21 protein-coding genes are annotated in these 18,890 nt (G+C 69.6%); 19 read left to right on the forward strand and 2 right to left on the reverse strand.

The window, feature by feature from the left end:
- Window positions 1-12 precede the first annotated feature (12 nt).
- Window positions 13-729 carry a TetR/AcrR family transcriptional regulator gene (locus FHR82_RS21710; protein WP_184812278.1) on the reverse strand — a complete coding sequence of 239 codons (717 nt, stop codon included), beginning with the start codon at window positions 727-729 and terminating at the stop codon, window positions 13-15.
- Window positions 730-814: 85 nt separating this feature from the next.
- Between FHR82_RS21710 and FHR82_RS21715 the strand changes: the two genes are divergently transcribed.
- The 12 genes from FHR82_RS21715 to era all read left to right on the forward strand — a co-directional run bounded on the left by FHR82_RS21715 (window position 815) and on the right by era (window position 12,566).
- Entirely contained in the window at window positions 815-2,362 is a 1,548-nt protein-coding gene (locus tag FHR82_RS21715) for an FAD-dependent monooxygenase (RefSeq protein ID WP_184812279.1), read from the forward strand.
- A gap of 38 nt (window positions 2,363-2,400) precedes the next feature.
- A complete protein-coding gene (locus tag FHR82_RS21720; RefSeq protein ID WP_184812280.1) occupies window positions 2,401-2,841 on the forward strand; it encodes a hypothetical protein in 441 nt (146 codons plus the stop codon).
- Between the two features lie 433 nt (window positions 2,842-3,274).
- Complete coding sequence (hrcA, locus tag FHR82_RS21725) at window positions 3,275-4,300, forward strand: heat-inducible transcriptional repressor HrcA (protein WP_184812281.1); 1,026 nt, start codon at window positions 3,275-3,277, stop codon at window positions 4,298-4,300.
- Window positions 4,301-4,370: 70 nt separating this feature from the next.
- Entirely contained in the window at window positions 4,371-5,516 is a 1,146-nt protein-coding gene (gene dnaJ / locus FHR82_RS21730; RefSeq protein ID WP_184812282.1) for a molecular chaperone DnaJ, read from the forward strand.
- Between the two features lie 151 nt (window positions 5,517-5,667).
- On the forward strand, window positions 5,668-6,411 hold the full coding sequence (locus FHR82_RS21735) for a 16S rRNA (uracil(1498)-N(3))-methyltransferase (protein WP_184812283.1): 744 nt from the start codon (window positions 5,668-5,670) through the stop codon (window positions 6,409-6,411).
- A gap of 559 nt (window positions 6,412-6,970) precedes the next feature.
- Window positions 6,971-7,906, forward strand: a complete 936-nt coding sequence (locus tag FHR82_RS21740; protein ID WP_311771205.1) for a DNA polymerase domain-containing protein — start codon at window positions 6,971-6,973, stop codon at window positions 7,904-7,906.
- A 9-nt stretch (window positions 7,907-7,915) separates the two neighbouring features.
- Window positions 7,916-8,272, forward strand: a complete 357-nt coding sequence (locus FHR82_RS21745; RefSeq protein WP_184812285.1) for a histidine triad nucleotide-binding protein — start codon at window positions 7,916-7,918, stop codon at window positions 8,270-8,272.
- Window positions 8,273-8,377: 105 nt separating this feature from the next.
- The gene (locus FHR82_RS21750; protein WP_184812286.1) at window positions 8,378-9,442 is read left to right on the forward strand and encodes a PhoH family protein; all 1,065 of its coding nucleotides are present in this window, start codon (window positions 8,378-8,380) and stop codon (window positions 9,440-9,442) included.
- A 2-nt stretch (window positions 9,443-9,444) separates the two neighbouring features.
- A complete protein-coding gene (ybeY, locus tag FHR82_RS21755; protein WP_184812287.1) occupies window positions 9,445-10,011 on the forward strand; it encodes an rRNA maturation RNase YbeY in 567 nt (188 codons plus the stop codon).
- A 20-nt stretch (window positions 10,012-10,031) separates the two neighbouring features.
- Window positions 10,032-11,339 carry a hemolysin family protein gene (locus FHR82_RS21760; protein WP_184812288.1) on the forward strand — a complete coding sequence of 436 codons (1,308 nt, stop codon included), beginning with the start codon at window positions 10,032-10,034 and terminating at the stop codon, window positions 11,337-11,339.
- Window positions 11,332-11,646, forward strand: a complete 315-nt coding sequence (locus tag FHR82_RS21765; protein WP_184812289.1) for a cytidine deaminase-like protein — start codon at window positions 11,332-11,334, stop codon at window positions 11,644-11,646. Before FHR82_RS21760 ends, FHR82_RS21765 begins: the two co-directional genes overlap by 8 nt.
- Window positions 11,647-11,666: 20 nt before the next feature.
- Window positions 11,667-12,566 carry a GTPase Era gene (gene era, locus FHR82_RS21770; protein ID WP_184812290.1) on the forward strand — a complete coding sequence of 300 codons (900 nt, stop codon included), beginning with the start codon at window positions 11,667-11,669 and terminating at the stop codon, window positions 12,564-12,566.
- Between the two features lie 98 nt (window positions 12,567-12,664).
- On the opposite strand, the gene FHR82_RS21775 is transcribed toward era, so the two are convergent.
- Window positions 12,665-13,090, reverse strand: a complete 426-nt coding sequence (locus FHR82_RS21775) for a hypothetical protein (RefSeq protein WP_184812291.1) — start codon at window positions 13,088-13,090, stop codon at window positions 12,665-12,667.
- An 81-nt stretch (window positions 13,091-13,171) separates the two neighbouring features.
- Between FHR82_RS21775 and recO the strand changes: the two genes are divergently transcribed.
- Genes recO through FHR82_RS21810 form a run of 7 tightly spaced genes read left to right on the forward strand, consistent with a single transcriptional unit; the run spans window position 13,172 to window position 18,846 of the window.
- Entirely contained in the window at window positions 13,172-14,002 is an 831-nt protein-coding gene (gene recO / locus FHR82_RS21780) for a DNA repair protein RecO (protein WP_184812292.1), read from the forward strand.
- Window positions 14,003-14,011: 9 nt separating this feature from the next.
- Window positions 14,012-14,827 (forward strand): isoprenyl transferase, encoded by an 816-nt coding sequence (locus FHR82_RS21785; protein ID WP_184812293.1) that lies wholly within the window; start codon window positions 14,012-14,014, stop codon window positions 14,825-14,827.
- Entirely contained in the window at window positions 14,824-15,249 is a 426-nt protein-coding gene (locus FHR82_RS21790) for a YbjN domain-containing protein (RefSeq protein WP_184812294.1), read from the forward strand. The genes FHR82_RS21785 and FHR82_RS21790 overlap by 4 nt, the downstream gene beginning before the upstream one ends.
- Window positions 15,246-16,286, forward strand: coding sequence for a permease (locus FHR82_RS21795; protein WP_184812295.1), 1,041 nt, complete (start codon window positions 15,246-15,248; stop codon window positions 16,284-16,286). The genes FHR82_RS21790 and FHR82_RS21795 overlap by 4 nt, the downstream gene beginning before the upstream one ends.
- 52 nt (window positions 16,287-16,338) lie before the next feature.
- Entirely contained in the window at window positions 16,339-17,076 is a 738-nt protein-coding gene (locus FHR82_RS21800; RefSeq protein ID WP_184812296.1) for a TIGR03943 family putative permease subunit, read from the forward strand.
- Window positions 17,066-18,448, forward strand: coding sequence for a tetratricopeptide repeat protein (locus FHR82_RS21805; protein ID WP_184812297.1), 1,383 nt, complete (start codon window positions 17,066-17,068; stop codon window positions 18,446-18,448). The genes FHR82_RS21800 and FHR82_RS21805 overlap by 11 nt, the downstream gene beginning before the upstream one ends.
- Complete coding sequence (locus tag FHR82_RS21810) at window positions 18,445-18,846, forward strand: NUDIX hydrolase (RefSeq protein WP_184812298.1); 402 nt, start codon at window positions 18,445-18,447, stop codon at window positions 18,844-18,846. The genes FHR82_RS21805 and FHR82_RS21810 overlap by 4 nt, the downstream gene beginning before the upstream one ends.
- Window positions 18,847-18,890: the final 44 nt, after the last annotated feature.

The raw sequence follows: 18,890 nt of genomic DNA on the forward strand, positions 1-18,890 counted from the left end.
GGCTGCCGTTGGTCACATGCTGTTCCTCCGTGGCTGGAAGGCGCCGACGAGGCCCGCGAGGAACACGTCCAGCCCGAACTCGAACCGCTCCTCCGGCGTCGCCTCCGACAGGATGTGCCCGAGGCCGAGCATGTTGGGGAACTGGGTGGGACGCGCCGCCATGTACGCGCCGATCTCCTTGCCACGCGCGGCGATCTCGTCGGGACCGGTCTCCCCGGTCTTCGCCGCGCCGAGCTCGAACGCGAACGCCGCGCACCACAGCGACAGCGTGTCGAACGCGAGCACGGCGACCCGGTCGGGGAGCCCGCCGGCCCGCAGCACGGCGAGAACCGCCTCACCGTAGGCGAGGGCGTTCGGTCCGGCCGGCACGATCGTCTCCAGCCCCACCCGGGCGATACCGGGGTAGGACGTCAGCATCTTCAGCTGCGCCCTCGCCATCTCGACGATCTGCTCGGTCCAGCTGCCCGGGTCCGGCTCCGGCCGGGGAAGCCTGCCGAGGAGCCGGTCGAGCATCAGCTCGTGCAGCTCCTCCTTGTTGCTCACGTGCGCGTACAGCGACGCGGGTCCGGTGCCGAGCTCGTGGGCCACCCGCCGCATGCTCACGGTGTCCAGGCTGCCCTTGCCGAGCAGTTCGAGCGCCGTGTCGACGATCAGGTCCTGGCTCAGCACCCTGCGCTGAGCGACCGGTCGCGACCTGGGCCATCCGGCCTCCACACCCACCACCTCCATACTCGCGCAGCCTACTTGACACGAACACCGTTCGCGCGTAGAACGGTGTTCGGCATAACGAACACCGTTCGCGAAGGAGAGAATGATGACGGACGAGCGACACCCGGTACTGGTCGTCGGCGCGGGTCTGGCCGGCCTGTCGGCGGCGATGTTCCTCGCACTGCACGGAGTGCGGGCACTGGTCGTCGAACGCCACTCGACGACGTCCATCTATCCGAAGGCACGAGGTCAGTTCCCGCACACGATGGAGGCGCTCGCCGTCGCCGGGGTGGCGGAACGGATATCGGAGGCGAGTCCACCGGATCCCGGCTTTCACATCGTGGTGGCGGAGAGCGTGACAGGTCGCGTCCACAACGACGTGCTGATCGACCGGAACCCGGACTTCGGTGCGCTGAGCCCGGCGGGGTGGGCCAACACGAGCCAGGAGCGTGCCGAGCCGGTTCTGCTTGCCCGCGCGCGAGAACTGGGCGCGGACGTCCGCTTCGCGACCGAGCTGGTGTCGTTCACGCAGGACGAAGCCGGTGTGCGCGCGGTGATCCGGGACGACGAGGGTGAACGCACGGTGCTGGCCGACTACCTGGTCGCGGCGGACGGTCACCGCAGCCCGATCCGCGAGGCGCTGGGTATCGGCACCCACGGCCGCGGCGACCTGAGCCGGTCGATCGGCATCGTCTTCGAAGCCGACCTCGGCAGGCAGGGTTTCGGGCTGTACTACCTGCAGAACCCGGAGCTGCCGGGAGGTGGCGGCGTGGTGGTGGGCACGGACGAACCGAACCGCTACGCACTGGCGGTGGGCCATCGCGAGCACGTCCTGGAAGCGGAATGGCTCGAACTGATCCGCATCGCCACCGGAGTCCCGGACCTGAACTCGACACTGATCACGAACGGTGTGACCAACGGCCACACCGCGGTGCGCGTGGCCGACACCTTCTCGGCAGGCCGGGTCCACCTGATCGGCGACGCGGTCCGCGTCATGCCCCCGACGGGCGGTTTCGGTGGCAACACGGCGATCCTGGACGGCTACTACCTGGCGTGGAAGCTGGCCATGGTGGTGAAAGGCGAGGCGGGCCAGGCGCTGCTGGACAGTCATGACGCGGAACGCCGCCCGTACGCGGACATCCTGGTCGAACAGCAGTACGCGGCCTTCGCGCAACGCATGCGCCCGGACCTGGCGGACGACACCGTGGCGACACCGGTCGACCCGGTCTCGACCCTGTTCTTCGGCTACCGCCACCTGTCGAACGCCGTGGCCGCGGAGTCCGAGGACGACGGCGCCCCACTGGAGAACCCGGAGCAGCCGACGGCGAGGCCAGGTTCCCGAGCGCCGCACGTCCCGCTGCGCAGGAACGGCGCTGACCTGTCCACAAGGGACCTCTTCGGTCGCACCTTCGTCCTGCTGGCAACCCCGGCAGCGGAGAAGTGGCTGATGGAAGCCGCCAGGCTGAACCTGAGCCTGACCGTGTACCGAATCGGCACGGACGTGGAAGACCCGGAAGGCCGCTTCACCAAGACCTACGGCATCACGGAACGAGGCGCGACCCTGATCCGCCCGGACGGCTTCGTGGCCTGGCGAGCCGAAGCAGACGAAGGCGACCTGGCAGCGGCGGTGGACAAAATCCTGGCCCGCGTATGACAGCCCGTCGTCCAACCCAAAGCTGGACCGCCACCGGCGTGATCGAAGCTCCACCGGACCGCGTGCGCGACGTGTTCCTCGTCGTGCGGCCCGGCCCTGTCGGCAACGGCAACGCTTCGTTGCTGCGGGTGCTCCCGGGCGCGGGCCGGTTCATGGGCGCGGCGAACCTGCACGGCGGTCCGCACGAGTTCACCGTCCACTACGGAACCCACCCCGGCGGCACGGTCGAGGTGGACCCGGACGACGGCCGGTTCGCCTTCCAGGGCGGGTACAAGTTCCGCGCCGAGTACCACTTCACCCCGCACCCGAAAGGAACGCTTCTGACCTACACGGCAATCAACGTGGCCCCACCCGAACACCAGAACCGCACGACCGTACGACTCCAGTTCCGACTCGGCGCCGCACTGAAAGCCGGCTTACGGGGCAGCCTGAAGCGCATCGGCAGGGAACTCGGCTGCCGGTCCTACCCGAGCACCTGACCGAAGGAAGCCGTCCGCCACCTCGCCCGCGACAGGCGGACACGCCACACGGCGCCGACCTAGCTCTAACTGACTGAGGTTGTTGACAGGCTTGTCTTGGGCTCCTGATCTAGGGAGGCCTGTGGCTGAGCATGTGGAGTGAGAAGGACCTGGTCAGGCGTACGCGCTCGATCGGGTGATGCCGTGGGCGGTGAAACCAGTCCGCCGCGCGGTGCCGGGCCGCAGTGCAGCCGCTCACGCGCGACCACGACCCCGCTGCTCGACCTCCGCCTCGGGCAGACCGGTCGTGAATCGATACAGTTCGTGGCTGGAGTGGTCCGGACTCCGGGCGGCTGAGTCCATCTGGCTCAACCTCCGGCAGTGATTTGGTACCGGTTCGACCAGTACTCGCTCGCACCTCCGTAAACTCGTGGTGAAGACGGGAGGTGACCTCATGGCGAGCACGGATGAACGGCGGTTCGCGGTACTGCGCGCGATCGTGGCGGACTACGTCTCCAGTCAGGAGCCGGTCGCCTCCAAGGCGATCGTCGAGCGGCACAACCTGGGGGTGTCGAGCGCCACAGTGCGCAACGACATGGCGTCCCTCGAGGAGGACGGGTACATCGCGCAGCCGCACACCAGTGCGGGCCGCATCCCGACCGACAAGGGGTACCGGCTGTTCGTCGACCGGCTCACCGACGTCAAGCCGCTGTCGGCGGCCGAGCGGCGGGCCATTCACCTGTTCCTGGAAGGGGCGATCGACCTCGACGACGTGATGCGGCGCAGCGTGCGGCTCCTTGCGCAGCTGACGCGGCAGGTCGCCGTGATCCAGTACCCGACGCTGTCGCACTCGACGGTCCGGCACATCGAGCTCGTCCAGCTGACGCCTGCCCGGGTGATGCTCGTCCTGATCACCGACAACGGGCGGGTGGAGCAGCGGACCGTCGACCTCGGGGACGTGATCACCGAGGACACGGTCTCGCGGCTGCGGAACATGTTGAACACCACACTCGTTGACCATCCGTTGACCGAGGCCGCGGCCAAGGTCAGTGAGCTGCTCGAGGACGCGCCATCCGACCTGCGGGACGCGATGACGCGACTGGCGACGGTGCTGGTCGAATCGCTGGTGGAGCACCCCGAGGAACGTCTGGTCCTGGGTGGCACCGCCAACCTGACCCGCAACGCTGCCGACTTCCCCGGGTCGCTGCGCCAGGTCCTCGAAGCCCTCGAGGAGCAGGTGGTGGTGCTGAAGCTGTTCGCCGCCGCCAGCACACCTGGCACCATTACGGTGCGGATCGGGGAGGAGAACGAGGCGGCCGAGATGCGCAGCACCTCGGTGGTCTCCATCGGCTACGGCGCGCACCACACGCTCCTCGGCGGCATGGGCGTGGTCGGGCCGACGCGGATGGACTACCCGGGCACCATCGCGGCCGTGCGAGCGGTCGCCAACTACGTGGGAGACATCCTGTCCGGACGATGACGCCCGCGACAGGACCGAACAGGGAGTGAGACCCCGGAGCGCCCCTCCGGGGCAGGAGGACGGGAACACGGTGGCGAGGGACTACTACGGCACTCTCGGGGTGCGCCAGGACGCGACGTCCGAGGAGATCAAGCGTGCCTACCGCAAGCTCGCGCGCGAGCTCCACCCGGACGTCAACCCCGACGATTCGGCCCAGGAGCGGTTCCGCGAGGTCACGGCGGCCTACGAGGTCCTCTCCGACCCGCAGAAGCGCAAGATCGTCGACATGGGCGGCGACCCGCTCGGCAACGGCGGCGGGGGCGGTGCGCGTGACCCGTTCGCAGGGTTCGGCCTCGGCGACATCATGGACGCCTTCTTCGGGGGCGGCGCCGGCGGCGGCCGGGGGCCGCGCAGCCGCGTGCAGCCCGGCTCCGACGCGCTCATCCGCATCGAGCTGACCCTCGAGGAGTGCAACACCGGGGTCACCCGCGAGCTGACCGTCGACACCGCCGTCCTGTGCGACCTGTGCCGTGGGTCCGGCACCACGGAAGGCTCGTCGGTCCAGGTCTGTGACACCTGCGCCGGGCGCGGTGAGATCCAGTCCGTCCAGCGCTCCTTCCTCGGGCAGGTCGTCACGGCCCGCCCGTGCCCGGTCTGCCGCGGCGTCGGCGAGGTCATCCCCGACCCGTGCCGCCAGTGCGGTGGCGACGGCCGCGTCCGCGCCCGCCGCACCATCACCGCCAAGGTCCCGCCGGGCGTCGCCGACGGCATGCGGGTCCGGCTGTCCGGCCAGGGCGAGGTCGGCCCCGGCGGTGGTCCCGCGGGCGACCTGTACGTCGAGGTCGTCGAGCAGCCGCACCCCACCTTCGAACGCAACGGTGCCGACCTGCACTGCACCGTGCGCATCCCCATGACCACGGCCGCACTCGGCGCCGTCCTTCCGCTCGAGACCCTCGACGACACCGTTGAGCTCGAACTCGACCCCGGTACCCAGCCCGGCACCGAACTGCTCCTCACCGGGCACGGCCTGCCGCGGCTGCGTTCCTCCGGTCGCGTCGACGGTCGCGGCGACCTGCACGTGCACGTCGAGGTCGAGATCCCGAACAAGCTCGACGCCCGCCAGACCGAGCTGCTCCGCGAACTCGCCAGCATCCGCGGTGAAGAGGAGCAGATCGTCGCCGCCACCAACGGCCGTGCCGGTGGGCTGTTCTCCCGGCTCCGCGCACGACACCGCTGAGCGAAGCTTGCGGAGCGAACCATGTGTCTGAGTGAAGCTTGCGGAGCGAACCATGTGTCTGAGTGAAGCTTGCGGAGCGAACCATGTGTCTGAGCGAAGCTTGCGGAGCGAACCAAGTGTCTGAGCGAAGCTTGCGGAGCGAACCAACGTCGTGAGCGACACCGCACCCGTCTTCCTGGTCGACGCGGTCCCGTCGGGCACCACCGCGGTGCTCGACGGACCGGAAGGCCGGCACGCCGCGGCCGTCCGCAGGCTGCGGCCCGGTGAAGAGCTCGTCATCGCCGACGGCAGGGGAGAAGCGGCCGCCTGCGTTGTTGAAACGGTTCAAGGTAAAGAAAGTCTGGCTCTTCGCCTAGTGCGGCGCTGGACGGAACCTCAACCGCAGCCGCGCATCGTGCTCGCACAGGCGCTCATCAAAGGCGACCGGGGCGAACTCGCGGTGGAACTGGCCACCGAGACCGGCGTGGACGTGATCGTGCCGTGGCGGGCCAGTCGCAGCATCGTCAAGTGGGAGGACGGGCCCCGCGGCGACAAGGCTCTCGCCCGCTGGCGCGGCACGGCACGTGAAGCAGCCAAGCAGTCCCGCCGCACCTGGATCCCCGAGGTAACGGAACCCGCCACTACTCGGCAACTCGCCGAACTGGCAAGGAAAAGCGCGGCAACAGTGGTCCTGGACGCCGCCGCCGAGGCAGGCATAGGTGATCTTGACCTGCCCGCTGACGGCGACCTCGTGCTGGTCGTGGGGCCCGAGGGAGGTATTTCCGAAAGTGAGTCCGAGACCCTGCGTGCCGCAGGTGCGCAGGTAGCGAGGCTCGGGCCCACCGTTCTGCGGGCCTCGACGGCCGCTGCCGCCGCTATAGCAACGCTTGGAGTCCTCACGCCACGCTGGCGCTGAGAGTGCACAACGGTCTACTCTTTGCACAGCACCACACCTGAAAACTACGTGGAGCGCAAGAGCTACCGCCGGACACCTCCCCCCTCGGTCCGGCGGCGTCGCGTCGCGGTGGAGCGACCCCCAGGCTTCACCGCGACGCGACATCCCCTTCCTTGTTCGGCGGTTTCCGCCTTCTCCTCCTCCTTGTGTCTGCCGGGGGCCGAGCCCCCGAACCCCCACGGTGCGGTTGGTTCCGGCTCAGCTCTGTCGTCTTTCATTGCCTGGTGCCGTGCTTTGCTTGGGCGCCTTCCCTCTTGGGTGGCTCCTTGCTTGAACGCCCTCCCACATGAGGTGGTTCTTGCTCGGTTCTTTGGTCGTGCTCTTGTGATCCTGCGTGGTGCATGTCGCTCGCGGCGCTTTGTTTGGCTTGCTGTGGCGGTTTCCGGGGGCTCTTGTCGTGTGGTGCGTGGTGTCTCTTGTTGTGCTGTTTGCTGGGCGGCTTTCCGGGTTCGGGTGCCGCGGTGCTCTTTCTTCCGTTTCGCAGTACGTTGCCGTTGTGGCTGGTTCTGGTGCTCCTGCCGTGGAGCTTGAGGTCGGCGATCGGGTCGTGCGGGTCAGCAACCCGCAGCGGGTCTACTTCTCCGCTCGTGGGGAGACCAAGCTGGACCTCGCTCGGTACTACCTCGCCGTGGGGGACGGGATCGTCAACGCCCTTCGCGAGCGGCCCTGCATGATGCACCGGTTCCCGGACGGCGTGGACGGGGAGAAAGTCCACCAGAAGCGGCTGCCCCGTGGGGCGCCGCCCTGGGTGGAGACCGTGCGGGTGCACTTCCCCCGTTACGGGCGGCACGCTGACGAGCTGTGCGTCACCGAGGTGGCCAGCGTGATCTGGGCCGTGCAGATGTCCTGCGTCGAGTTCCACCCCTGGAACTCCCGGCGCGCCGACACCGAGAAACCTGACGAATGGCGGATCGACCTCGACCCCATGCCGGGGGCCACCTTCGAGTCCGTGCGCGAGGTCGCGTTCGTCGTTCAGGAGGTTCTCGACGAGCTTGGCGCCGTCGGCTATCCCAAGACCTCCGGAGGCAAGGGACTGCACATCTACGTGCGGATCGCGCCGAGGTGGGGGTTCCAGGACGTGCGGCGGGCCGCGCACGCGTTCGCCAGGGAGGTGGAGCGGCGGGCCGATGGACTGGTCGACCTGAGCTGGTGGCGGAAGGAGCGGGATCCCGCTTCCGTGTTCGTCGACTACAACCAGAACGCGCGGGATCACACGATCCGGTCGGCTTACTCCGTGATCGGGGTACCTGAGGGGCGGGTGTCCACCCCGATCAGGTGGGACGAGTTACCGGATGTGGACCCCGGTGAGTTCACCATCGCCACCGTTCCCGCTCGGTTCGCGAAGCTCGGGGATCTGCACGCGGACATCGACTCGCACGTGTTCGACCTCACCGCGCTGCTGGAGTGGGCGGACCGGGACGGGCAGGAGATCCCCGACCTCGACGAGACCGACTAACCTCAGCGCATGCCAGAAAGCGACTGCCTGTTCTGCAAGATCATCGCTGGGGAGATCCCGTCGACCACGGTGCTCGAGACTGATACCACCTACGCCTTCCGGGACATCAACCCCCAGGCAGACGTGCATGTGCTGGTGGTGCCACGTACGCATTACGAGGACGCGGAAGCACTCGCCGAGGCACCCCGGGAACTGGCGGACGTGATCAGGGCGGGCGCGGCGGTCGCCAAGCAGGAGGGCATCGACGAGTCCGGCTACCGCCTGGTGCTGAACACCGGTGAGCACGCCGGACGGACCGTCTTCCACGCGCACCTCCACGTCCTCGGCGGCGAACAGCTGGGCATGTTCGGGCGGCCCGGCCACTGAGCACGACTAACGTCGATGCGAACTGTCGGTGTGGGCGACTAACATCGAACCCGACAGGCAGACCAAGTTGGCGCAACCAGGCGCAGAAGGCAGGACCGAAAGCACGTGACCGGTACCGCACGGGGCAACGCGAGCCCCTCTTCTGCGCCCACTCCAGCCGACCCGGCCCAGTCCCGGTTCAACGTCCCCGACCAGGCGGTACTCGCCCTGCTCGGCTCCCGTGACGAGAACCTGAAGGTCGCCGAGGAAGTCCTCGCCGCGGACATCCACGTCCGCGGCAACGAGGTCACCCTCTCCGGGGCACCCAGCGACGTCGCGTTCGCCGAGCGGGTGTTCGCCGAGCTGGTCACCCTCGCGAGCCGAGGGCAGCAGCTCGGACCCGACGCGGTGCGCCGCACGGTGGCGATGCTCTCCGCCGGTGCGACCGAGTCGCCCGCGGAGGTGCTGAGCCTCGACATCATCTCGCGGCGCGGGCGCACGATCCGGCCCAAGACGCTGAACCAGAAGCGCTACGTCGACGCCATCGACCAGCACACGGTCGTGTTCTGCATCGGCCCAGCTGGCACGGGCAAGACCTACCTGGCGATGGCGAAGGCCGTGCAGGCGCTGCAGGCCAAGCAGGTCAACCGCATCATCCTCACCCGGCCCGCGGTCGAGGCCGGGGAGCGGCTCGGCTTCCTGCCCGGCACCCTGTACGAGAAGATCGACCCGTACCTGCGGCCGCTGTACGACGCGCTGCACGACATGGTCGACCCCGACTCGATCCCGCGCCTCATGCAGGCGGGCACGATCGAGGTCGCGCCACTGGCCTACATGCGCGGCCGCACACTGAACGACGCGTTCATCATCCTCGACGAGGCGCAGAACACCTCGCCGGAGCAGATGAAGATGTTCCTGACCCGCCTCGGGTTCGGCTCGAAGATCGTCGTCACCGGCGACGTCACCCAGGTCGACCTGCCGGGCGGCACGCAGAGCGGTCTGCGCGTGGTCCAGAACATCCTCGGCGACGTCGACGACGTGCACTTCTCGACGTTGTCCACCTCGGACGTGGTGCGGCACAAGCTGGTCGGCGACATCGTGGACGCCTACGACCGCTGGTCGGCCGTCCAGGACAACGACCAGGACGCGCGCCGCTCCGGCCCGCGCGGACAGGCGCGGCGAGGCCGGTAGACGTGAGTATCGAAATCGCCAACGAGTCGGGCGTGGCGGTTGACGAACCGTCCATTGTGGCCGCCGCGCGGTTCGCGCTCGACCGCATGAAGGTCAGCCGTCTCGCCGAGCTGTCGGTGCTGCTCGTCGGCCTCGACGAGATGGCCGACCTGCACGAGCGCTACATGGACCTGCCTGGCCCGACGGACGTCATGGCGTTCCCGATGGACGAGCTCGAGTCCGCACGCAGGCCCGACGCGCCAGACCCAGGGCCGACGCTGCTGGGTGACCTCGTGCTGTGCCCGCGGTTCGCACGCGACCAGGCCCGCAAGGCAGGTCACTCGCTGATGGACGAGCTGCACCTGCTGACCGTCCACGGTGTACTCCACCTGCTCGGCTACGACCACGCCGAGCCCGCGGAGGAACGCGAGATGTTCACGCTGCAGAAGCGGCTCCTCGGCGACTTCAGGAGCGAGCGGGCCGTTGCGCAGCGTCGTGCCGCGCAACGCCGCGAGGACGACAAACTGCTGGGCGCCGCCGGTTTCGTCGAGACCGAACGCAAACCAGACACCGACGACGCGGCGGAATAACCCTCGGGGGTCGAACACAAGTGGGCAGCTCCGCGGGACTACTGGTTATCGCGGTACTCCTCGTCGTCGCGGCCGGGTTCTTCGCCTGCGCCGACGCCGCCATCTCGGCGGTGTCCCGCGCGCGGGTCGACGGCCTGGTCCGTGCGGGACGCACCGGCGCGCGACAACTGGACGCCGTCGTCGCGGAGCGGCCACGGCACATCAACCTGCTGCTCCTGCTGCGGCTGGGCTGCGAGCTGGCCGCGACCGTGCTGGTCACCGTCGCGTTCATGCGGATCATCGACTCGAACTGGATCGCCGGGCTCGTCGCGGCGCTGTCCATGATCGTCGTGTCGTACGTGCTGGTCGGCGTCGGCCCGCGCACGCTGGGCAGGCAGCACCCCTACTCGGTCGGTCTCATCGCCGCCGGACCGGTGCGCGCACTGGGCACGGTGCTCGGCCCGCTGTCGCGGTTGCTGATCGTCGTCGGTAACGCCATCACCCCGGGCCGCGGTTTCCGCGAGGGCCCGTTCTCCTCCGAGGTCGAGCTGCGCGAGCTGGTCGACATGGCGCAGGAGAGCGGCGTCGTCGACGCCGGTGAGCGCGAGATGATCCACTCGGTGTTCGAGCTGCGCGGCACGATCGCGCGCGAGGTCATGGTGCCGCGCACCGAGATGGTGTGGATCGAGCAGACCAAGACCGTGCGGCAGGCGCTCGCGTTGTCGCTGCGCACCGGCTACACGCGACTCCCGGTGATCGGTGAGAGCGTCGACGAGGTCGTTGGCGTGGTGAACCTGAAGGACCTCGTCAAGGCCACAGTGGACCCGCGGCGGAACGGCCGGGGTGAGAGCCGGGTGGTCAGCGAGCTGATGGGCGAGGCCACGTTCGTGCCCGACTCCAAACGTCTCGACGACCTGCTGCGCGAGATGCAGTTGTCCCGCAACCACCTGGCGATCGCCGTCGACGAGTACGGCGGCACCGCGGGCCTGCTGACCATCGAGGACATCCTGGAGGAGATCGTCGGCGAGATCACCGACGAGTCCGACACCGACGACCGCCCGCCGGTCGAGCACCTCGACGACGGCGCCGTGCGGGTCAGCTCCCGGCTGCCGGTCGAGGACCTCGGCGAGCTGTTCGGCATCGAGCTGGACGACACCGACGTCGAGACCGTCGGCGGCCTCCTCGCGCAACAGCTGGGTCGCGTGCCGCTGCCCGGCACGGAGGCCGAGATCGAGGGCATGAGCATGGTCGCCGAGGGCGGCAAGGACGGCCGGGGCCGGATGCGGATCACCTCCGTCGTCGTGCGGAGTGTTCCGGTGGCGGAGAAGGAAGGAAGCGACAATGGCTGACCTCGACCCGGAGGACGCGAAGCTGATCACCCTGGCGAGGTCGGCACGCGCCCGCAGCGGTGCGCAGGAAGGCGCGGCGGTCCGCGACGACACGGGCCGCACCTACGTCGCCACCACCGTCGACCTGCCGTCGTTGCAGCTCACGGCGCTGCAGAGCGCGGTGGCGGCCGCGGTGTCCAGCGGGGTGGCCACCCTGGAGGCGGCCGCCGTGGTCACCGACCTGCTCGACGTCGACCGCGCGGTGGTCGACGACCTCACGCCGTCCGCGCCGGTGCTGGTCGCGGACCCGAAGGGCGAGCTGCGCTGACCCCGGACGACAATGGCTGAATGACCGCACCGCACCGCTCCGGCTTCGCCTGCTTCGTCGGCAGGCCCAACACGGGCAAGTCGACGCTGACGAACGCGCTGGTCGGCAGCAAGGTGGCCATCACCTCCAGCAAGCCGCAGACCACCCGCCACGCGATCCGCGGCATCGTCCAGCGGCCCGACGCGCAGCTGATCATCGTCGACACCCCCGGCCTGCACCGCCCGCGCACACTGCTGGGGCAGCGGCTCAACGACGTCGTGCGCGCCACCTGGTCCGAAGTGGACGTGGTCGGGTTCTGCGTGCCGGCCAACGAGAAGATCGGTCCCGGCGACCGGTTCATCGCGGCCGAGCTGGCGAAGCTGTCCCGGCACACACCGATCGTCGGCGTCGTCACGAAAACCGACGCGGCGACGAAGAACCAGATCGCCGACCAGCTGGTGGCGCTGCAGGAGGTCATGTCGTTCACGGACCTCATCCCGGTGTCCGCTGTGGACGGCTTCCAGGTGGAGCAGCTGTCCGACGTGCTGGTGTCGCGGCTGCCGGAGGGCCCGCGGCTGTACCCGGACGGCGAGCTGACCGACGAGCCGGAGGCCACGCTGATCGCGGAGCTGGTGCGCGAGGCGGCGCTCGAAGGGGTCCGGGACGAGCTGCCGCACTCGATCGCGGTGACCGTCGAGGAGATCACCGAGCGCGAGGACCGCGACGACATGCTCGACATCTGGGCGAACCTGTACGTCGAGCGCGACAGCCAGAAGGGCATCGTGCTGGGGCACAAGGGAGAACGCCTCAAGTCCGTCGGCGCGACCGCCCGCCGCCAGATCGAGGCGCTGCTGGGCAGCAAGGTCTACCTGCACCTGCACGTGAAGGTCGCCAAGGACTGGCAGCGCGACCCGAAACAGTTGCGCCGACTGGGGTTCTAGTGCTGTGTCCCAGACCGACCCTTGCCGAAGAACTCCGGCGAGGACCAACACCCCACCAAGACCAACCCAACCCGGCCAACGAACCTGGACACTAGCGATCAGGACACCCTGATCAGCACCGTAGTGCCGTTGTTGCGGAGGATGTCCACGTTCGTCCCGCTCGCCGTGCCGATCGTGCCGGTACCGCCCACCGACGCCACCGTGCCGGACGGCAGGACGAACGTCGCGCCCTCCGGGCTGACGCTCGCCACCGTCAACTGCTCGCCCCTGATGGTGAGCACGTCACCGGACTTGACGTCGACCTCGCACGTGCCGTCCGTGCACGCCTGGAGGTTCGTGCCGTCGGCGGCCACCTCCGGCACCGGGACGGTCGTGGTCGTCGTGGTGGTGGTCGTGCTGGTTGTGGTGGCGGTCGTGCTGGTCGGTTCCGGTTCTGGTGCCGCCGCCCGGTCGACACCACAACCCGCGGTGGTGGCGGCGAGCAGGACGGCGAGGAGGGCAGCGGCGGTCGTGAGCAGGCGCATGGCCGAACTGTGGCAGCGATGGCGCGGGACGGGTCCCGAGTGGCACGAAAATGTCGGTGCCCGCGGGTAAGCTCACGAACCGTGAGCCTCTACCGCGACACCGGGGTGGTCCTCCGGGTGCAGAAGCTCGGTGAGGCCGACCGGATCATCACGTTCGTCACGCAGCGCCACGGCAAGGTGCGTGCCGTCGCCAAGGGGGTGCGGCGCACGACCTCCCGGCTGGGCGCGCGGGTCGAGCCGTTCGCGCACGTCGACGTGCAGTTCTACACCGGGCGCACGCTCGACGTGATCACGCAGGTGCAGACCATCGACGCGTTCGGCGCCGGCATCGTGACCGACTACCAGCGCTACACCGCGGCGTGCGCGGTGCTCGAGACCGCCGACCGGATGTCCGCCGAAGAGGGGGAGCCGGTCCTGCGGCTCTACCTGCTGGTCGCCGGCGCCCTTCGCGCTCTCGCGGACGGTGAACGTGATCCCTCGCTCGTGCTCGACGCGTTCCTCATCCGGGCGATGGGGTTCGCCGGGTGGGCACCCGCGGTCAACGAGTGCGCCCGCTGCAACGAACCGGGCCCGCACCGCAGCTTCTCCGTGCAGGCCGGCGGTTCCGTGTGCCCGCGCTGCCGCCCGCCCGGTTCCGCCGCACCCGCGCCGGAGACGCTCGACCTGATGAACGCGCTGCAGCTCGGCCGGTGGGACGTGGCGGAAGGCTCGACGAACAACGCCCGCCGCGAGGGCTCCGGGCTGATCGCCGCGCTGCTCCAGTGGCACCTCGAACGGCAGCTCCGTTCCCTGCCACTGGTGGAGCGCAAGAGCGTTCCAACGACTCATAGCTCGGCCAGTAGCGATGTTCGCTCCGCAAGCTCCGAAGGCTCCGCCAGTAGTGATGTTCGCTCCGCAAGCTCCGCTCAGTAGTGTCGGCCCATGCTCCGTCGCCGTACCCGACCACAACCTCCCGAGCCGCACCCGTCCGGTGCGAAGCCGCCCGCGATCCCGGCCCAGTTCGTGCCCCAGCACGTCGCCATCGTGATGGACGGCAACGGGCGCTGGGCCAACCAGCGCGGGCTCACCCGCATCGAGGGGCACAAACGCGGCGAGGCACAGGTCGTCGAGGTCGCCAAGGGCTGCATCGAGATGGGCGTCAAGTGGCTGTCCCTCTACGCGTTCTCCACCGAGAACTGGCGCCGCAGCCCCGAGGAGGTCCGCTTCCTGATGGGCTTCTCCCGCGACGTCATCCGCAACCGCACCGACGAGCTGGACGCCATGGGCGTGCGCGTGCGGTGGGCGGGACGGCGGCCGAAGCTGTGGCGGTCGGTCATCACCGAGCTGGAGACCGCCGCCGAGCGGACCAGGCACAACGACGTGCTCAACCTGGCCATGTGCATCAACTACGGTGGCCGCGCGGAGATCGGTGACGCGGTCCGCGAGATCGCGCGCCTGGCCGCCGATGGCAGGATCAACCCGGAGAAGGTCACCGAGCGGACCATCGCGAAGTACCTGTACCAACCGGACATGCCGGACGTGGACCTGTTCATCCGCCCGTCCGGTGAACAACGGACCTCGAACTTCATGCTGTGGCAGTCCGCATACGCTGAGCTGGTGTTCCAGGACATCCTGTGGCCCGACTTCGACCGGCGTGACCTCTGGCGTGCGGTCGAGCAGTACGCGCGACGGGACCGCCGTTTCGGCGGCGCCAAGGACAGCGACGACGTCGCCGCCGCACTCAAGGGAGAGGCATGACTGAACAGGAAGCATTGAGCACGGCGGACCTGCTCACCAAGGCCCGCACGGCGCTCGAGGCCTTCCACGACGTGCACGTCGACGACGACGGCGCGCTCACCTTCCGCCACGTGGACGTCCCGTGCGCGGTCCAGGCCATGCAGCTCGCCGACGGGCTCACGGTCCTCAGCCTCACCTGCGTCGTCGCGTGGGACCTGCCCGATGATCCCAACCTCGCCCGGTCGGCTGCCGAACGCGCTGGTGAGGGGTTGTTCGGCACGCTCGGCGTCGTCCACACCGAACGCGGCATGGACGTCACGCTGCGGTACGCGTTCCCCGCCGACGGCATCAGCGCGACCGCCCTCGGCACGCTGCTGATGCTGGTCGTGTCCACCGCGTCGCAGCTGCGGACCGAGCTGATAGGCGAGGCCAAGGGCACGTGACCGAGACCGTCGAGGAAGCCGTCGAGGAGAAACCGCGGCGGCGCAGGATCACCTCGCTCGAGATCCTGTGCGTGGTGCTGGTGCTCGCGATCGTCGGACAGGGCTGGCTCGCGGACCTCCTCGACGTCAAGGCGGGCGAGGACGGCGCCGACGTCGTCAAGGCCATCCAGACCGGCGCCACCATCTTCGTCGCCGTGTGCGTGCAGGCGTTGCCGTTCCTCGTGGTCGGGGTGCTGATCAGTGGCGCGATCGCCGCGTTCGTGTCCGCCGACCGGCTCCGGAAGCTGTTGCCGAAGCGGGCCGCCCTGGCGGTGCCGGTCGCTGGCGTGGCCGGGATCGCGCTGCCGAACTGCGAGTGCGCGGCCGTGCCGGTCGCGCGTCGGCTGATCCAGCAGGAAGTGCCGCCGGCGGTCGCCGTCACGTTCCTGCTCGCGGCGCCCGCGGTGAACCCGATCGTGCTCGTCGCCACCGCGGTCGCGTTCCCCGGCGAGCCGAGGATGGTCCTGGCGCGGTTCCTCGGCTCCCTCGCCACCGCACTCGTCATGGGCTGGATCTGGGCGCGGTTCGGGCGGATGGAGTGGTTCGCCGACCGGGCGCTGCGGCGGCTGCCCGAGCACCACGACGGTCGCAGCCGGTGGGGCGTGTTCTTCGAGACCGCGCGACAGGACCTGGTCGACGCGGGCGGGTTCCTCGTGATCGGTGGGCTGACCGCGGCGGTGCTGAACGTGATCGTGCCGCGGTCGTGGACGGACGCGCTCGGCGAGCAGGTGCTGCTCGGCGTGTTCGTGATGGCGGTGCTCGCGGTCGTGCTGGCGCTGTGCAGCGAGGCGGACGCGTTCGTGGTGGCGTCGCTGTCGACCATGCCGTTGCTGCCGAAGCTGGTGTTCCTGGTCGTGGGGCCCGCCATCGACATCAAGCTGTTCGCGTTGCAGGTAGGCACGCTCGGCCGCCGGTTCGCGGTGCGGTTCGCGCCGATGACGTTCGCGGTCGCGACGTTGTGCGCGGTCGTCGTGGGGATAGTGGTGTTGCCGTTGTGAGCGGAGCGAACGAACGACAGCGTGGCCGCTCGGAGCCTGCGAGGAGCGGCCAGTGAGGCGGGAAACGCAGAACATCCTGCTGGTGTTGCTCGGCGGCGCCCTGCTGAAGATCTCGTTCAGTGGCACCTACCTGCGGTACGTGAAGCCGAGCCACCAGTGGCTGCTGATCACCGGCGGCGTGATCATGATCCTGCTCGCGGCGGTGTCGATCGTGCGCGAGCTGCGCGGCAACCGCGACCTCGACAGTGACCACGGACCCGACGACGACCACGGCCACTCCCACTCGGCCCGCAGCGCCTGGCTGCTGGTGCTGCCGGTGCTCGCGGTGTTCCTGATCGGACCGCCGCCGCTCGGGTCGGACTCGGTGGAACGCGCGGCGGGCAACCGGCCCGAGGTCCCGTCGACGGAGGGGGAGGGCTCCACGGTGTTCCCCGCGCTGCCGGCGGGGGACCCGGTCGCGGTGACGCTCAGCGAGTTCTCGTCGCGGGCGGCGTGGGACCGGGGGCACTCGCTGGACGACCGCACGGCCCGGCTCATGGGGTTCGTCGTGCAGGAAGGCGACGACACGTACGTGGCGCGGCTCGCGATAGGCTGTTGCGCGGCGGATGCCTTCCCGGTCAAGGTGAAACTGCTCGGGCGGGAGCTGTCACACCTGGCGGACGACAGCTGGATCGAGGTCGACGCCACGCTGCGTCCCGGGTCGGCGACCCGCGACAACTCCTACGTCCCTTCCGTCACCGTCCACACGGTGCGCGGCATCCCGGAGCCCGAGGACCCCTATGAGCACTAGGCGGGAGCGCAGGCTCGTCGACCGGTTCGAGCACGCGCGTTCGCTGCACGAGGCGGGACGGCTGCGGGAGGCCGAAGCCGAGTACCGGGCCGTGTTGTCGGCCCGCGTGAAGCGCGACGAGCCGTCCCACCCCGAGACCCTCGCCGCCTGGCAGCAGCTGGCGTTGCTGATCTCGGTGGACGGCCGGGCCGACGAGGCGGCGGACATCGCCGCGCGGACCACCGAGGCGTACGCCCGCGAGTACGGGCTCAACCACCCGGAGACGTTGCAGAGCCGGGTGAGCCTCGCGCTGGTGCGGTTCGTGCAGGGCCGGTTCGCGGACGCCGCCGTGCTGCACACGTCGGTGCTGCTGGAACGGGAACGGTCGCTGGGCAAGGAAGCACAGGCCACGGTCGACAGCCGCCGCTACCTGGCCGGCACGCTCGCACGCATGGGCCGCGCCGAGGAGGCGGAGGACCTGCTGCGGATCAACATCACGCTCGCGCAGGACACGCACCGGCAGCTCGAGGCCCGTACCGTGCTCGCCGACCTGCTGTTCCAGTTGGACCGGCTGCCGGAGGCACTGACCGAGTTCACCGCGGTGGCGGACGCCGCACAGCACGGCCCGATCGCGTTGGTGGCACGACAGGGGCGGGCCGGTGTGCTGTTCGCGCAGGGCGGGTTCACCGAGGCGCTGACCGCGTACCGGTCGCTGGAGTTCGCGTCCGGCGACCAGAACAACGACCTCGTGCGTGCCTCGATCGAGCACCTGCGCGCCGCCATGGGCGACGCGGACGGCGCCGTGGTCGAGCTGCGGCACCTGCTGGCGAACGCGCGGGAGAAGTGGGGCCCGCAATCCCCGCTCGCGCACGCCATGCTGCTGGTGATGGGCGACGTGCTGCTGATGGCCGACCAGCCCGCGGCGGCGGTGGAGATCTTCGACGACGCGATCGACGCGCTGCGCCGCACGTGCGGCCCGCAGGACTCGATGACGTTGTGCGCCAGGCACATGGTCGGTGTCGCGCTGATCCGGGTGGGCCAGCTGGACGAGGCGGAACAGGAGTTCCTGGCCGCCGCCGACCGCGACGACCGCCCGCCGTCACACAGCTGCGCACTGGCCGTGCGGCAGGGTCTGGCCCGCATAGCGGCGGCCCGCGGCGAGTTCGCGGCCGCCGCCACCGCGCAGGCGGAGGTGGTGGCGGGCCTGACCGCGCTGTACGGCTCCGACCACCCGAACACCCTCGAGGCCCGCTTCGACGCGGCGAACCTGCTGCGCCACCGCGCCTATCCGGCCGAGGCGGCGGCACAACACCGCGAGATCCTGGCCGCACGCACCCGCGTGCTGGGCGAGGACCACCCGGACACCCGCAAGAGCCGAGCGGCCCTGCGATGACGACCATCGACAAGGTCGCGTGGCTCCGGCTGGAGGGCGGCAGGATCCTCAGCACGCGGTCGCGCGGCAAGGACGTCTGGTACCTACCGGGCGGCAAACGTGAGCCGGGTGAGACGGACGTCCAGACGCTGGTGCGCGAGATCGCGGAGGAACTCGCGGTCGCGGTCGCGCCCGAGAGCGCCGTGCACGTGGGGACTTTCGAGGCGCAGGCGCATGGTCACGCGGCAGGCGTACTGGTGCGGATGACGTGTTACGCCGCTGAGTACGAGGGCACGCTGACGCCGAGCAACGAGGTGGAAGAACTGGCGTGGCTCACCTACGCCGACCGGGACCGCGTGTCGCCGGTGGACCAGCTGATCTTCGACCACCTGCGGACATCGGGCGAACTGGCGAACTGAGGGACCCAGGGCCGCGGTGCCGACCGGGAGAGCGACAAACCCCA

This window comes from Actinophytocola algeriensis (genome assembly GCF_014203735.1).
In the GTDB taxonomy this organism is placed as follows: Bacteria; Actinomycetota; Actinomycetes; order Mycobacteriales; family Pseudonocardiaceae; genus Actinophytocola; species Actinophytocola algeriensis.